General features: G+C 71.7%; 12 protein-coding genes. All 12 read right to left on the bottom strand.

Going from position 1 to position 14,136, the window contains the following annotated elements; all coding sequences use genetic code 11:
* Nucleotides 1-43: 43 nt before the first annotated feature.
* Entirely contained in the window at nucleotides 44-1,066 is a 1,023-nt protein-coding gene (locus tag ACZ6S6_RS19055; RefSeq protein WP_362965571.1) for an ADP-ribosylglycohydrolase family protein, read from the bottom strand.
* Nucleotides 1,063-1,797 (bottom strand): NUDIX hydrolase, encoded by a 735-nt coding sequence (locus ACZ6S6_RS19050; protein WP_362965569.1) that lies wholly within the window; start codon nucleotides 1,795-1,797, stop codon nucleotides 1,063-1,065. Before ACZ6S6_RS19050 ends, ACZ6S6_RS19055 begins: the two co-directional genes overlap by 4 nt.
* Complete coding sequence (locus ACZ6S6_RS19045; protein WP_469706311.1) at nucleotides 1,794-2,873, bottom strand: AAA family ATPase; 1,080 nt, start codon at nucleotides 2,871-2,873, stop codon at nucleotides 1,794-1,796. The genes ACZ6S6_RS19050 and ACZ6S6_RS19045 overlap by 4 nt, the downstream gene beginning before the upstream one ends.
* Nucleotides 2,874-3,007: 134 nt before the next feature.
* Nucleotides 3,008-4,243 carry a pseudouridine synthase gene (locus ACZ6S6_RS19040; protein ID WP_469706310.1) on the bottom strand — a complete coding sequence of 412 codons (1,236 nt, stop codon included), beginning with the start codon at nucleotides 4,241-4,243 and terminating at the stop codon, nucleotides 3,008-3,010.
* Nucleotides 4,243-4,890, bottom strand: coding sequence for an SMC-Scp complex subunit ScpB (gene scpB, locus ACZ6S6_RS19035; protein ID WP_469706309.1), 648 nt, complete (start codon nucleotides 4,888-4,890; stop codon nucleotides 4,243-4,245). Before scpB ends, ACZ6S6_RS19040 begins: the two co-directional genes overlap by 1 nt.
* Nucleotides 4,887-5,954, bottom strand: a complete 1,068-nt coding sequence (locus tag ACZ6S6_RS19030) for a segregation and condensation protein A (protein ID WP_469706308.1) — start codon at nucleotides 5,952-5,954, stop codon at nucleotides 4,887-4,889. The genes scpB and ACZ6S6_RS19030 overlap by 4 nt, the downstream gene beginning before the upstream one ends.
* 77 nt (nucleotides 5,955-6,031) lie before the next feature.
* Nucleotides 6,032-6,631 carry a hypothetical protein gene (locus tag ACZ6S6_RS19025; RefSeq protein WP_362965601.1) on the bottom strand — a complete coding sequence of 200 codons (600 nt, stop codon included), beginning with the start codon at nucleotides 6,629-6,631 and terminating at the stop codon, nucleotides 6,032-6,034.
* A complete protein-coding gene (locus tag ACZ6S6_RS19020) occupies nucleotides 6,628-7,746 on the bottom strand; it encodes a ParA family protein (RefSeq protein ID WP_362965559.1) in 1,119 nt (372 codons plus the stop codon). The genes ACZ6S6_RS19025 and ACZ6S6_RS19020 overlap by 4 nt, the downstream gene beginning before the upstream one ends.
* A 400-nt stretch (nucleotides 7,747-8,146) precedes the next feature.
* Entirely contained in the window at nucleotides 8,147-9,262 is a 1,116-nt protein-coding gene (gene ald / locus ACZ6S6_RS19015; protein WP_469706508.1) for an alanine dehydrogenase, read from the bottom strand.
* Between the two features lie 143 nt (nucleotides 9,263-9,405).
* On the bottom strand, nucleotides 9,406-11,469 hold the full coding sequence (locus ACZ6S6_RS19010; RefSeq protein ID WP_469706307.1) for a tetratricopeptide repeat protein: 2,064 nt from the start codon (nucleotides 11,467-11,469) through the stop codon (nucleotides 9,406-9,408).
* A gap of 235 nt (nucleotides 11,470-11,704) precedes the next feature.
* Nucleotides 11,705-12,331: an NUDIX domain-containing protein gene (locus ACZ6S6_RS19005; RefSeq protein ID WP_469706306.1), complete on the bottom strand. Its 627-nt coding sequence runs from the start codon at nucleotides 12,329-12,331 to the stop codon at nucleotides 11,705-11,707.
* 88 nt (nucleotides 12,332-12,419) lie between these two features.
* The gene (locus ACZ6S6_RS19000) at nucleotides 12,420-14,093 is read right to left on the bottom strand and encodes a CTP synthase (protein WP_362965554.1); all 1,674 of its coding nucleotides are present in this window, start codon (nucleotides 14,091-14,093) and stop codon (nucleotides 12,420-12,422) included.
* Nucleotides 14,094-14,136: the final 43 nt, after the last annotated feature.

The raw sequence follows: 14,136 nt of genomic DNA, 5'->3' as shown, positions 1-14,136 counted from the left end.
CCACCGGTTCGCGCGACGCGTCGAACCCGCCCGTACCCATGGCTCAGGAGTCCCAGAGCGCCCCCAGCGACAGCAGGTCGCTGCGGTACTCGATCCGCTCCGACCACTCCTTGGGCCAGGCCCCCGAGCCCAGGTGCGCCCCGGCCAGTGCGCCGGTCAGGCAGCCGAGCGAGTCCGAGTCGCCCCGCGTGCAGGCGGCACGGCGCAGGGCGGTGACCGGTTCGTCGGGGAAGAGCAGAAAGCAGTGCAGGGCCGTGGCCAGGGCGTCCTCGGCGACCCAGCCGTCGCCGGTCGCCTCGCAGGGATCGGTCTCCGGGGACGGGTTGCGCAGCGCGTCCTGGACGCGTTCCAGCGCGGTGAGGCACTCCTCCCAGCCCCGCTGGATGTAGAGCTCCGGCGAGGAGTCGCCCGCGTAGCGCCAGAGGTCGCCGAGCCAGCGCGTGAGGTAGTGGCTGCTGTTCTCGTACGCGTAGCTGCGCAGCTGCCCGATCAGCCCCACCGGTTCGGCGCCCTGGGCCAGCAGGTACACCGCGCGGGCCATCAGGTCGGACGCGGCGAGCGCGGTCGGGTGTCCGTGAGTGAGGGCCGCCTGCAACTGGGCGGCTCCGGCGCGCTGTTCGTCGCTCAGTCCGGGAACGAGTCCGACGGGTGCGACCCGCATGTTGGCGCCGCAGCCCTTGGAGCCGGTCTGGCTGGCCTCCTGCCAGATCCGGTCGCTGTCGAGCATCCGGCAGGCGGTCATGCAGGTGCGGCCTGGGGCGCGGTTGTTGTCGGGCGAGTGGTACCAGTCGACGAACTCGTCGCGCACCGGGCGCACCAGCCGCAGCGGGGTGAGCAGTCCGCGGTCCATGGCGGCGCGGATGCCGCGCCCCAGGGCCAGGGTCATCTGGGTGTCGTCGCTGACGATGGCCGGCCTCGGCAGCCTCATCTGGCGCCACGGCCCGCACTTGGCGAGGATCGAGGGGACGTTGTTGAACTCGGTCGGGAAGCCGAGGGCGTCGCCGAGCGCGAGCCCGGTCAGCGCGCCGGTGGCGGCCTGTTTGGTGATGGTCCTGGTCACGATCACGTGCTTCTTCCTTCCGGTCGCAGCAGTGGGGGGTGCAGGGCGGTCGCGGCGCCCGCCCGGTAGAGGGCGGCCGGTTTCCCGCGTCCGCCGGTGCGGCGCGGCGATCCCTCCACGGCCTGGACGAAGCCGGGCGTGGTGAGGACCTTGCGCCGGAAATTCGGCCGGTCCAGCTCGACGCCCCAGACCGTCTCGTACACCTGCTGGAGTTCCCCCAGGGTGAATTCGGGCGGGCAGAACGCTGTGGCCAGACAGGTGTACTCGAGTTTGGCGCCGATCCTGATCTGTGCGTCGGCGAGGATGCGGTCGTGGTCGAAGGCGAGCGCGCCGAGCTCTCCGGCGTCCCACCACCCGGCGCTGGCCGCGTCACCGCCGCCGCGCGGTTCGGGCAGATCGGGTACGAGCGCGGCGTAGGCGACGGACACGACGCGCATCCTCGGGTCGCGGTCCGGGTCGCTGTAGGTTCGCAGCTGTTCCAGGTGGAGGGCCGAGACGGTGTCCTCGTTCAGCCCGGTCTCCTCGGCCAGCTCCCGGCGGGCCGCGCTCCCGGCGGACTCGCGGGGCAGGACGAAGCCGCCGGGCAGCGCCCACCGGCCCTTGTACGGGTCCTCGCCCCGCTCGACGAGCAGGACGTGCAGCCGGCTGTCGCGGACCGTGAAGACGGCCAGGTCGACGGTGACCGCGAACGGTTCGAAGGCGTGCGGGTCGTAGCCCTCGGGGGCGGCGCCGCTCATCGCCGCTCCGAAAGGGGCGCGGCGAAGTCCCAGCCCTTGGCGAGCAGGGCGTCGACCGCCTTGACGGCCGCGGCGAGGCGCTCCTGGCGGCTTCCGGTGAGTTCGATGAAGTTCCTTCCGGTACGGGTGAGTTCGGCGCGGAAGCGGTCGGTCGTCCAGGGCCGCAGCTCCTCGCCGTCGCGCAGCCCGTCGTCCTCGAAGACGACGCCCTCGTGGTCGGTGAGCAGCCACAGGTGGTGGGTGACCCGGTCGGCCGCGCGCTCGGCGAGCGGGTTGCGGCCGCCGACGTACCGCTCGTGCCCGACCGCGGTGGCGAAGGAGTCGGTGTCGCAGACCAGCACCGGGGATCCGGTGCGGGCGGCCGCCTCCTCCCGGGCGTTCTGGACCTCGGCCATCAGCGCGAAGTCGTCGGTGGTGAGGACGACGTCCTCCCACTGGGCCCGCGGCCACCGGGCGCGCAGCGCGGCCAGCTTCTGTTCGCCGAACTCGCGCCCGTACTCGGCGACGTACCCGGTGAGCGCCCAGACGCCGCCGCGCCGGCGGTAGTGGGCGGCGAGGGCGCGGGCCAGCGTGGTGGTGCCGGTGGACTCGGCGCCCAGGACGACGACCCGGCGGGTGAGCGCGGCCCGCACCGGCGGTTCGAGGAAGTCCCAGCAGCCCGCCGGGTCCTCGCGCACAGCGGCACCGGAGACCGGGAAGACCGTGCGGCCGGGGTCGACGCGGACGGGCTCGGCCCCCAGGCGGCGGGCGAGTTCGTCCCCGTACGGCTCCGAGGTGAAGACGGCGTCCACGGGCTCGGGCACGGCCGTGGTGAGGACCGCCAGGTGGGCGTCCCGGATCGCCGGGTCGTGGGGATCCGTCCGGATGTCGTCGACGGCGCCCACCACCGACACGTCCGGGTGCACCTCACGCATCCAGGCGACCCGGTCCGCGAGCGGGACCGATTCCGCCGAGGCGGCGCGGACCAGCACGGTCAGCCGCTCGCAGCGGTCCTGGGCGGTGCGGACGAGGTGGTGGTGGCCGGCGTGCGGCGGGTAGAACTTCCCGAACACCAGTCCGTGCGTGAAGCGGTTCACCTGCCCTCCGTCCCTTAATGGTCATTCTGACTATAAAGGTCGAACGCGGGTAGGAAAAGGCCCGCGGCCGGTTTCTGTCCGAAAATCGGAGTGCAGGAACCGGCCGCGGGCCGTGAGCTGTGGGTGCGGGTGGTCTACAGACCGACCTCGCGCATCAGCATGCCCACCTCGGTGTTGGTGAGCCGGCGCAGCCAGCCCGACTTCTGGTCGCCCAGCGGGATCGGCCCGAACCCGGTCCGCACCAGCCGCTCGACCGGGAAGCCGGCCTCGGCCAGCATCCGGCGGACGATGTGCTTGCGGCCCTCGTGGAGGGTCACCTCGACCAGGTAGTTCTTGCCGGTGTTCTCGACGACGCGGAAGTGGTCGGCGCGGGCGTACCCGTCCTCCAGCTGGATGCCGTCCTTGAGCCGCTTGCCCAGGTCGCGCGGGAGCGGTCCCTGGATGGCGGCCAGGTAGGTCTTCTTCACGCCGTACCGGGGGTGGGTGAGACGGTGGGCCAGCTCGCCGTGGTTGGTGAGCATGATGAGGCCCTCGGTCTCGGTGTCGAGCCGGCCGACGTGGAAGAGACGCGTCTCACGGTTGGTGACGTAGTCGCCGAGGCACTGGCGGCCGTCCGGGTCCTCCATGGAGGAGACGACGCCGGCCGGCTTGTTCAGCGCGAAGAAGAGGTACGACTGGGTGGCGACGGTCAGGCCGTCGACCTTGATCTCGTCCCTGTTCACGTCGACGCGCTTGCCCTGCTCGACGACGATCTCGCCGTTCACCTCGACGCGGGACTGGTCGATCAGCTCCTCGCACGAGCGGCGCGAGCCCATTCCCGCACGGGCCAGCACCTTCTGCAGGCGCTCGCCCTCCTCCTCGGCGCCCGGGTTGGTCCTGGGCGTCTTGATCTCGGGCTTGTCCGCGTACCTGTCGCGGTTGCGCTGCTCGATCTTGGCGTCGAGCTCGCGCGGGCGGGCCGGGGCGCCGTACGGGGCACGCCGGCCGGTGCTCCTGGAGCCGCCCGTCGGTGCCTTCGGGCCGCCCTTGGCGCCGCCGCGGGCCGCCGCGCCGCGGCCCTTGCGGGTGCCGCCGTCGCCGCCCGGCTTGTCGTTGCCGACGTCGTAGCGGCGCTCCTCGGGCCTGGGACGGCGGGGGCGCTCGTCCTTGTCCTCGCGACCGGATCCGGAGACCCGGGGATTGGGGTTGCCGCTCCTGCCGCCACCACTCCTGGCGCCGCCGCCACTGCTGCCGCCGGCACCGCTCCCGCCGCCGCCACTGCTGCCCGCGCCGCTCCTGCCGCCGCTGTTGCCGCCGCTCCGGTTGCCGCCGCTGCCGCCGCTCCTGCCGCCGCCGCTGCCGCTTCCGCTGTTCCTGCCACTGCTTCGCATCAAAATTCCGTCTTGTCGTCTGCGTGGGTATCCGGGGTGTCCGGTGCGTCCGGATCGAACGACGGCACACCCTCTAGCGTCTCAGCCTCGATCGCGTCCGCCTCTGGGAGGAAGGGCGCGAGCTCCGGGAGCTCGTCCAGGCCACGCAGGCCCATTCGCTCCAGAAAGTAGTTCGTCGTCCTGTACAGGATCGCACCTGTTTCGGGTTCCGCGCCCGCCTCCTCCACCAGCCCCCTCTGCAACAGGGTCCGCATGACCCCGTCGCAGTTCACGCCGCGCACCGCGGAGACCCGCGAACGGCTCACCGGCTGCCGGTAGGCGACCACCGCGAGGGTCTCCAGCGCCGCCTGGGTGAGACGGGCGTGCTGGCCGTCCAGGACGAAGCCCTCGACCGCCGCCGCGTACCGCGGGCGGGTGTAGAACCGCCAGCCACCCGCGACCAGCCTGAGGTCGAAGCCGCGGCGCTGCGCGGTGTACTCGTCGGCCAGCTCCCGCAGCGCGCCGGCGACGGCCCGCCTGGGCCGCTCCAGCACCTTGGCCAGGTGCTCCTCGGTGGCGGGCTCGTCGACGACCATGAGGACGGCCTCCAGGGCGGGCTTGAGGTCGAGGTCCGCGACGGTGGATCCGGTGACGTCCTGCTCACTCATGCCTTCACACCCTGCTGCTCGTCCCGCACGTGCGGTGTCTCCCGGTCGAACTCGTCCGTCACGATGGGCTCGGCCCCCTGCTCCCCGGACCGGCGCACCATGAGCTCCCCCAGCGCCTCGTCCTGGTCCAGGAAGACGGCCTTCTCCCGGTAGAGCTCCAGCAGCGCGAGGAACCGCGCGACGACGGTGAGGGTGTCCGGAGCGTCCTCGGTCAGCTCCCGGAAGCTGATCTCCCCCGCCTCCCGCACCCGGTCCATCACGATCCCGGCCTGCTCGCGCACGCTGACCAGCGGGGCGTGGATGTGGTCGATGTAGACCTGCGGCCGGGGTCTGGGCTGCATCGCCTTCACGGCCAGCCGGGCGAAGCCCTCGGCCCCGATGCTGATCACGACGTCGGGCAGCAGCTCCGCGTGGTGCGGTTCCAGCCCGACGGTACGGGGGAAGCGGCGGCCCTCCGATTCGAGGCGGGCGCTGAAGATCTCGGCGATGCGCTTGTACGCGCGGTACTGCAGCAGCCGCGCGAAGAGCAGGTCCCTGGCTTCGAGCAGCGCCAGGTCCCCCTCGTCCTCCACCTCGGCGGTGGGCAGCAGCCGGGCGGCCTTGAGGTCCAGGAGGGTCGCCGCGACGACGAGGAACTCGGTGGTCTGGTCCAGGTCCCAGTCCGGCCCCATGGCCCGGATGTGGACCATGAACTCATCGGTGACCTCGGACAGGGCGACCTCGGTCACATCCAGCTTGTGCTTGGAGATGAGCTGGAGCAGCAGATCGAACGGCCCCTCGAAGTTCGACAGCCGAACGGTGAAACGACCGTCGTCGGCCGCGGGGGCGGCGGGGATGGGGGCGGGGACGGTGATCTCGATCGCGGGGGCCGGGGTGTCCAGGGGCTCCGGGGCGTCGTCCGGGGCTTCCGGGAGCGTTTCGCCGGCTTCGGCGGAAAGGGGCGGGGCGGGGAGTTCCGTCTCCGCCCCGTCGCCGTTCCCCGCCCGTCCGGGCACGGGCCCGCCCCCCGGCCCGCGGCCCAGCGGGCGGCGGGAGGTGCGGGCGGGCTCGTCGGGTGAGGGCATGAGGATCCAGGGTGCGGCGGGACACGGGCGACGGACGGCGGCCCGCCCTCCGGGGCAGGCTACCGGCGCCGCGCCCGTCAGCGGCCGCGCAGCCGCCGTACGAGGATGCTCGCGTCGCCCCGCGACTCCAGGTCGGCGAGGACGACGGCGACCGCCTCACGGACGATCCGCCCGCGGTCGATGGCCAGCCCGTGCTCGCCGCGCAGCACCAGCCGCGCGTGTTCGAGATCCATCAGCTCCTCGGCGGAGACGTAGACCGTGATCTTCTCGTCGTGGCGCTCCCGGCCGCTGGGCCGCCGGTTCGCGCCGCGCCCGCCACCGCGTCTGCGCTGCTGCTGGACGACGGGTGCGGGAACCGGCTCCTGCGAGGACGGCGGCTGCGGACGGCGTCCGGCCTGCGCGGCGGCCGCCATACGGTCGCTCTCACCGCCGCGGCTGCGCGAGTCGCCCGCGTCGGCCCTGGCCGCGGAGTGCTCCTCCTGCGTGGCGGGAGCCGTTGCCGCGGGAGCCTCGGAGCCCGTCCCCGGAGCGTCGGCCCCGGAACCGCTCTCGCCTGCGGCCGGTGCGGGCACCCGGGCCTCGCCGTTCGCCTTGCGCCGCCGTTCCGCGGGGGACGAGGACTGCAGCCCCATCCCCCCGGTGGTACGGAACAGTTCGTCGGCCCCCGGCAGACTCACTCGGCGTGACACCGGGCGAGCACCTCCCTGGCGAGCTGGCGATAGGCGGCGGCACCGACCGAGTTGGACGCGTACGTGGTGATGGGCTCGCCGGCGACCGTGGTCTCCGGGAAGCGCACCGTGCGCCCGATGACGGTGTGGTAGACGTGATCGTCGAAGGCCTCGACGACGCGCGCGAGGACCTCGCGGCTGTGCACCGTACGGGAGTCGTACATGGTGGCGAGGATGCCGTCGAGCTCCAGTTCCGGGTTGAGCCGCTCCTGGACCTTCTCGATGGTCTCGGTGAGCAGCGCCACGCCTCGCAGGGCGAAGAACTCGCACTCGAGCGGCACTATCACCTTGTGCGCGGCCGTCAGGGCGTTCACGGTGAGCAGGCCCAGCGAGGGCTGGCAGTCGATCACGATGTAGTCGTAGTCGGCCATCAGCGGCTTCAGGGCGCGCTGCAGGGTGGACTCCCGCGCGACCTCGCTGACCAGCTGGACCTCGGCTGCCGACAGGTCGATGTTGCTCGGCAGCAGGTCCATGTTGGGCACGGCGGTCTTCAGGAGGACCTCGTCGGCCGCCATTCCCCGCTCCATGAGCAGGTTGTAGACGGTGAGGTCGAGCTCCATCGGGTTCACGCCGAGACCGACCGACAGGGCTCCCTGCGGGTCGAAGTCGACGAGCAGGACACGCCGTCCGTACTCCGCGAGCGCGGCACCCAGGTTGATGGTCGACGTGGTCTTGCCGACGCCGCCCTTCTGGTTGCACATCGCGATGATCTTCGCGGGGCCGTGATCGGTCAGCGGGCCCGGGATCGGGAAGTAGGGCAGGGGCCGGCCGGTCGGGCCGACCCGCTCACGGCGCTGCCGGGCGGCGTCGGGCGCGAGAGTGGCCGCGTACTCCGGATCGGGCTCGTACTCGGCGTCGGGGTCGTAGAAGCGCCCCTGGGGCACCTGGTCGAAGTCGGCGAGGTGGGCGGTGTCCCGGCCACTCTCGTTGCCGGCCATGGCGTTCACGTGTAGGCCGTCCATCATCTGGGGGGCTGTCGTCATGTGCTGGTGGGTGGCGAAGGTGCGGACAGCGACGGAGCCGACAGCCTCCAGCCCGATCGGGCTCTGGCCCCGTGCAGGCATCCCTGGATGAACACCCCCGGGAGTAAATGTCGACTCATTCACAAGTCGTCTTACCTCCTTGGACGTGACCAGGAAACTTATCGATAGGTCAGCGTGGCACCATGCCGACGATTGGCGACTCTATGGCGTGTCACCGGTCCGCAGCAACACAATCCGCCGGACCCGGCCCGATGTGTCGGCAATCGAACACCCCTCTGTCAAGGGTGCACAGCCCCCCTGGGGCACTTTTCACGGGTGCACGAATCGGTTAAAGGGTTACGTTCGAGGCGAGTTGCGCGGGTCCCGTGGGAGCGCGGACACACGTCCGGCCGGACCTTGCTCGGCAAGGTCCGGCCGGACGCACGAGGTTGACGGGAAGCGGAGATGAACCCCTCCCGAGCCCGCCTGGAGATGGGTTCCGTCAGCCGAGAAGCGTGCTGAGTTCGACGTGGTCGAGGCCGTGCGCCTCCGCCACCTCGCGGTAAACGACCTGCCCGTCATGGGTGTTGAGCCCCTTGGCCAGTGCGGCGTCACGCCGCAGCGCCTCGGCCCAGCCGCGGTTCGCGAGCTCCACGATGTAGGGCATCGTCGCGTTGGTGAGGGCGTACGTAGAGGTGTTCGGCACCGCGCCCGGCATGTTGGCGACGCAGTAGAAGACCGAGTCGTGAACCATGAAGGTCGGATCGGCGTGCGTCGTCGGGCGGGAGCTCTCGAAGCAACCACCCTGATCAATTGCAATGTCGACAAGTACACTTCCGGGCTTCATCTTGGCGACGAGCTCGTCGGTGACCAGCTTCGGGGCCTTCGCGCCGGGGATCAGCACGGCACCGACGACCAGGTCCGCCTCGATGACGGCCTTCTCCAGTTCGAAAGCGTTGGAGACGACCGTCTGCACCTTGGTGCCGAAGATCCTGTCGGCCTCGCGGAGCTTGTTGATGTCCTTGTCGAGCAGCGTGACGTGGAAGCCGAGACCGACGGCGATCTGCGTGGCGTTCCAGCCGGAGACGCCGCCGCCGATGATGACGGCCCGCCCGGCGGCCGTACCCGGGACGCCGCCGGGCAGCACACCGCGGCCGCCGGCCGAACGCATCAGGTGGTACGCGCCGACCTGCGGGGCCAGCCGGCCGGCGACCTCGGACATCGGGGCGAGCAGCGGCAGCGCGCGGTTCGCGGTCTCGACGGTCTCGTAGGCGATGGCGGTGGTGCCGGACTCCAGCAGCGCGTCCGTGCACGCACGGGAGGCGGCGAGGTGCAGGTACGTGAAGAGGGTCTGGCCCTTGCGGAGCCGGTGGTACTCCTCGGCGACCGGCTCCTTGACCTTCAGCAGCAGGTCGGCGGTGGCCCAGACCTCGTCGGCGGTGGGCACTATCAGCGCCCCGGCGGCGACGTACTCCTCGTCCGTGATGGAGGAGCCGGCCCCGGCGCTCTCCTCGACGACGACCTGGTGGCCGTGACGGACGAGCTCGTGCACACCCGCAGGCGTGATCGCCACGCGGAACTCGTTGTTCTTGACTTCGCGGGGGATGCCGACCTTCACGTCGATCACGGTCCTTGGCTCAGAGGGTTACCCGGGCACAGCGATACATACCCGCATATACGCAGCGTAAATGGAGACACCGCGAACACCCGCGGCAGAGCCAGTCTAATGAAGGGCTTCCCGCTGTCTAGCCTTACAAAGCATTAATTTTTCGTCGACCCACTACGGATTTCGTAGGCTGCGCTCTCCTCGCCCAGCAATCTGTCGGCCGCGCCCCGGTGCAGCCCCGCGGCGGCCGGGTCACCGAGCCGGTCCAGCGTGTCGGCCAGCCGCAGCTCAAGGGCGGCCTGCAGCCGTACGTCCTTGGCCTGCCGCGCCCACTCCACGGCCTCCCGGCAGGTCTGCAGCGACTCCTGCGGACGGCCCGCGTACTCCTGGACCCGGGCGACCTCGCTGAGCGCCCGCGCCTGGGCGGGCAGATCGCCGAGCCTGCGGTAGCCGGCCGCCGCGGCCCGCCAGTTCCGCAGCGCCTCGCCGTACCGCCCGGAGTAGGTGTGGACGGTGCCCAGCCGCCCGTACAGCCGCGCCTCATCGGCCTTCTCGCCCTGGGTGAGCCGCTGGGCGAGCGCCCGGCCGTACCAGTCGGAGGCCCGGTGGAAGTCCCCCAGCTCCGCATAGGCGCCGCCCACGGATTCCATCGCGCGTCCGGTGGCGTACAGATCCTTCGCGGCCCGTCCGGCATCCAGCGCGGCCCGGTAGCGGGCCAGCGCCTCCCGGGTCCGGCCGGTCCCGGCGTCCAGGTCGGCGAGGTTGAGCAGGGCCGCCGCACGTTCGCGCGGCAGCTCGCGCCGTTCGGCGACCGCCAGCACCAGTCCGTGCAGTCCGTACAGCTCGGGTGCGGCCGCCTCGGTGCCTTCGTGCACCGCCAGCGCCCGTACCAGTGCGGCCACCAACCGTCTTGCCAGCGTGTCGAGTTCACCGTCCTGCACGGCGATCCGGGCGGAGGCGAGCAGTGCGGGGCGGCGGATCCGCAGCCATTCGGCGGCGGCATCGGGGCCGGGGAAGCGCAGGGAGCGCGGCAGCCCGGCTAGTCTGCGCCGGGCCGGGGAGCCCTCGGGTTCGGTGACCGCCCGGCAGGACTGGAGCCGGCGCACCGTCCGCTCCAGCATCCTCGCCTGGGCGAGCTGGATCTCGGCCGGCCGGTCCCGGTCCTCCAGGAGCACCCGCAGCAGCGGGGCCAGACAGCCGGGCACCTCGTACTGCGGCCGGCCGGCCCCGTCACCGCGCAGCACCCCGAGCCGCACGAAGTCGTCGAGCGTGGTCTGGGCGGCCGAGACGGAGCAGCCGGCCAGGGCGGACGCGGTGTGGGCGTCGGCGAGTCCGGCGGGGGCGAGGGAGAGCAGTCGCAGTATCCGGGCGGCGGTCGGCGGCAGTGAGTCGTGGATCAGCCGGAAGGCGCGGGCCAGCGGGCGGGCGCCGGTGGACTGCTCGGCGTCGTCCGGCAGTTCCCGCAGCCGCTTGGTGACGTCGGCCACCGAGGCCGTCGGGTGCGCGGCCAGCCAGCCCCCGACCATGACGAGTGCGGCGGGCTGTCCCCCGCACTCCTCGGCCAGCGTCTCGGCGGTCCGCGGATCGACGGTGATGCGGACCTGTCCGATGGTGCGGGCGAGCAGCTGGACCGCCGGGCCCGCCTCCAGTCCGCCGAGGGTGCAGGGCCGGACGCCGGGGATGCCGGTCAGCGGGCCCCGCGCGGTGGCGACGACCAGGCAGTCCGGGTTGTCAGGGAGCAGCGGATCGACCTGTTCGGCGTCCGGCGCGTCGTCGATCAGCAGCAGGGACCGGCGTACGGCGAGGGCCTCGCGCACCATCTCGGACAGTTCGTCCTGGTCCGCGCCGGGCGGGCCCACCACGTCCAGCTGGCCCAGCAGGTCCCGGGCGGCGCGTTCGGTGGGGACCGGGGCGCCGCCCGGTTCGGTGAGGCGGACGCGGAGCAGGCCGTCGGGGTAGTCGCCGGTGGCGAGCAGCCGCCGGGTGAGTTCACCGGCCAGCGCGGTGCGGCCGGAACCGGGGCGTCCGGCGATCAGCAGGACTCGGGCCCGGCCGCTCTTGCGCCCGGCGATGGTGTCCAGTCCGGCCCGTTCGATGTCGGCCCGGAGCTCCTTCAACTCGCGCTCGCGCCCGAAGAATTGAGGCGGTTCGACGGCATCCGGCTCCTCGGTCCCCGCTGCCTCGGCCGGGCCGCTGGTGTCCACCGCCTGATCCGTCACGGGCCACGCTCCACTTCGCTGCACGCGTCGCCCGCCGGGACTCCGGTCAGGGCATTCCGAGCGTAGTTCAGGCGGGTGGGCGAATCCGGTGGAGCGCGGCGGGTACGTCCCCCGATCGGATCAGCATCTTTTCCGATCGGGGGTGATCCGGGACGGTCCGAGGGGGTCCGGGGCGGTTCGAGGGGCGGCCGTGCGGCGGCGGCTCCCCCGGTCCTCCCGGAACCCCGACGGCCCGTCAGGCCTCGAACGGGCGGGCGGGCCAGGGCGCCTCGGCGGGCCGCAGCGATTCGGCCCCGTCGCCCGCGAGCACGGCGGCGAGCGACAGCACGCCCACCACCAGGCAGTTGTTGTGCAGGTCCCCGGCGAGCACCCCGCGTACGAGCTCCTGGAGCGGCACCCGGGCCAGCTCCATGTCGGCCTCCTCCTCGGAGACCTCGAAACGTTCGCCGTCCGCCTCGGAGATGTTCCGGGCGAGGAAGATCCGTACGGCTTCGTCGCAGCCGCCCGGCGTGGTGTAGACGTCGGTCAGCACCCGCCAGTCCTCGGCCTTGACGTACGCCTCCTCGTAGAGCTCGCGCTGCGCGGCGTGCAGCGGGTTCTCACCGGGGATGTCGAGCAGTCCGGCCGGGATCTCCCACAGCTTGTGGCGCACCGGGTGGCGGTACTGGCGCAGCACCAGGACGCGGCCCTCGTCGTCCAGTGCGAGCACGGCGACCGAGCCGGGGTGGACCTGGTAGTCGCGGCGCACGACCGTGCCGTCCGGCATGGCGACGTCATCGGTGCGGACGCTGGTCTTGTTGCCCCGGAAAGGAGTCTCGGTCGCGGTGACCGGCCACTCCTCGGGCATGTCCTGGAAACGCATCTACGTCCTCCCACAAAAAACAGTGACCGGGGTACCCGTCCTCGAAGGACGTGTACCCCGGTCAACCGTAACGCCTGTGGGGGCGCCGTTACTTGCCCGGCGTGCCCTCGGCCGCGGCGCCCGTCCTGCGCGCGACGGCCGCCTTCACCAGGCCCGCGAACAGGGGGTGCGGGCGGGTCGGGCGGGAGCGCAGCTCCGGGTGAGCCTGGGTGGCGACCAGATAGGGGTGGACCTCGCGCGGGTACTCGACGTACTCGACGAGCTTGTTGTCCGGGGAGGTGCCGGAGAAGACCAGACCGGCCTTCTTCTCCAGCTCGGCGCGGTAGGTGTTGTTGACCTCGTAGCGGTGGCGGTGGCGCTCCTCCACGTACGGCTGGCCGTCGTAAGCCTCACGGACCAGCGAGCCCTCCGCGAGCTTCGCCGGGTAGAGGCCGAGCCGCATGGTGCCGCCCAGGTCGCCCGCGCCTTCGACGTACGCGAGCTGCTCCTCCATCGTCGAGATGACGGGGTGGGCGGTGGCCGCGTCGAACTCGGTGGAATTGGCGTCGGGGATCTCGGCGAGGTTGCGCGCCGCCTCGATCACGATGCACTGGAGACCGAGGCAGAGGCCGAGCAGCGGCACCTTGTTCTCACGGGCGTACTGGATGGCGCCGACCTTGCCGATCACACCGCGCTCTCCGAAGCCGCCCGGGATGCAGACGGCGTCGACGTCACCGAGCTGCTTCTTGGCGCCCGCCGGAGTCTTGCAGTCGTCGGAGGCGACCCACTTGACCTTGACGCGGGCCTTGTTGGCGAAGCCGCCGGCCCGGATGGCCTCGGTGACCGAGAGATAGGCGTCGGGCAGGTCGATGTACTTGCCGACCAGGGCGACGGTGACCTCGTGGTCGGGGTTGTGGACGCGGTCCAGCAGATCGCCCCAGATCGTCCAGTCGACGTCCCGGAACGGCAGGTCGAGCTTGCGCACCACATAGGCGTCCAGGCCCTCGGAGTGCAGCACCTTCGGGATGTCGTAGATCGACTTGGCGTCCGGGCAGGCCACCACGGCGGCCTCGTCGACGTCGCACATCAGCGAGATCTTGCGCTTGATCGCGGTCGGCACCTCGCGGTCGGCGCGCAGCACGATCGCGTCCGGCTGGATACCGATGTTGCGCAGCGCCGCCACGGAGTGCTGGGTCGGCTTGGTCTTGAGCTCACCGGACGGGCCGATGTAGGGCAGCAGCGAGATGTGCACGACGAAGACGTTGTCCCGGCCCACCTCGTGGCGGACCTGACGGACGGTCTCCAGGAACGGCAGCGACTCGATGTCGCCGACCGTGCCGCCGACCTCGGTGATGACGACGTCGACGTCGTCGGTGGCCATGCGGCGGATGCGGTGCTTGATCTCGTTGGTGATGTGCGGGATGACCTGCACGGTGTCGCCGAGGTACTCGCCGCGCCGCTCCTTGGCGATGACCTGCGAGTACACCTGGCCGGTGGTGACGTTGGCGGAACCGTCGAGGTCCACGTCGAGGAAGCGCTCGTAGTGGCCGATGTCCAGGTCGGTCTCGGCGCCGTCGTTGGTGACGAACACCTCGCCGTGCTGGAAGGGGTTCATCGTGCCCGGGTCGACGTTCAGATAGGGGTCGAGCTTCTGCATGGTGACCCGAAGGCCGCGCGCCTTGAGCAGGGCGCCGAGGCTGGAGGCAGTCAGACCCTTGCCGAGGGAAGAGGCGACACCCCCGGTGACGAAGATGTGCTTGGTCGTCGTGGATGTGGGCTGCATAGCCAAAGGGGGCTCCCGTGGTCGCGATCGTGAGGTGCGTTCC

The sequence above is a fragment of the Streptomyces sp. NPDC048671 genome (assembly GCF_055587045.1).
This window is presented reverse-complemented; position numbering and strand designations above follow the sequence as displayed.

Excerpts from the sequence above, each read along its gene's own strand:
- ACZ6S6_RS19050 (WP_362965569.1), bottom strand. The coding sequence starts at position 1,797 with ATGAGCGGCGCCGCCCCCGAGGGCTACGACCCGCACGCCTTCGAACCG.
- ACZ6S6_RS19040 (WP_469706310.1), bottom strand. The coding sequence starts at position 4,243 with ATGCGAAGCAGTGGCAGGAACAGCGGAAGCGGCAGCGGCGGCGGCAGG.
- scpB (WP_469706309.1), bottom strand. The coding sequence starts at position 4,890 with ATGAGTGAGCAGGACGTCACCGGATCCACCGTCGCGGACCTCGACCTC.
- ACZ6S6_RS19030 (WP_469706308.1), bottom strand. The coding sequence starts at position 5,954 with ATGCCCTCACCCGACGAGCCCGCCCGCACCTCCCGCCGCCCGCTGGGC.
- ACZ6S6_RS19020 (WP_362965559.1), bottom strand. The coding sequence starts at position 7,746 with ATGCCTGCACGGGGCCAGAGCCCGATCGGGCTGGAGGCTGTCGGCTCC.
- ACZ6S6_RS19005 (WP_469706306.1), bottom strand. The coding sequence starts at position 12,331 with ATGCGTTTCCAGGACATGCCCGAGGAGTGGCCGGTCACCGCGACCGAG.
- ACZ6S6_RS19000 (WP_362965554.1), bottom strand. The coding sequence starts at position 14,093 with ATGCAGCCCACATCCACGACGACCAAGCACATCTTCGTCACCGGGGGT.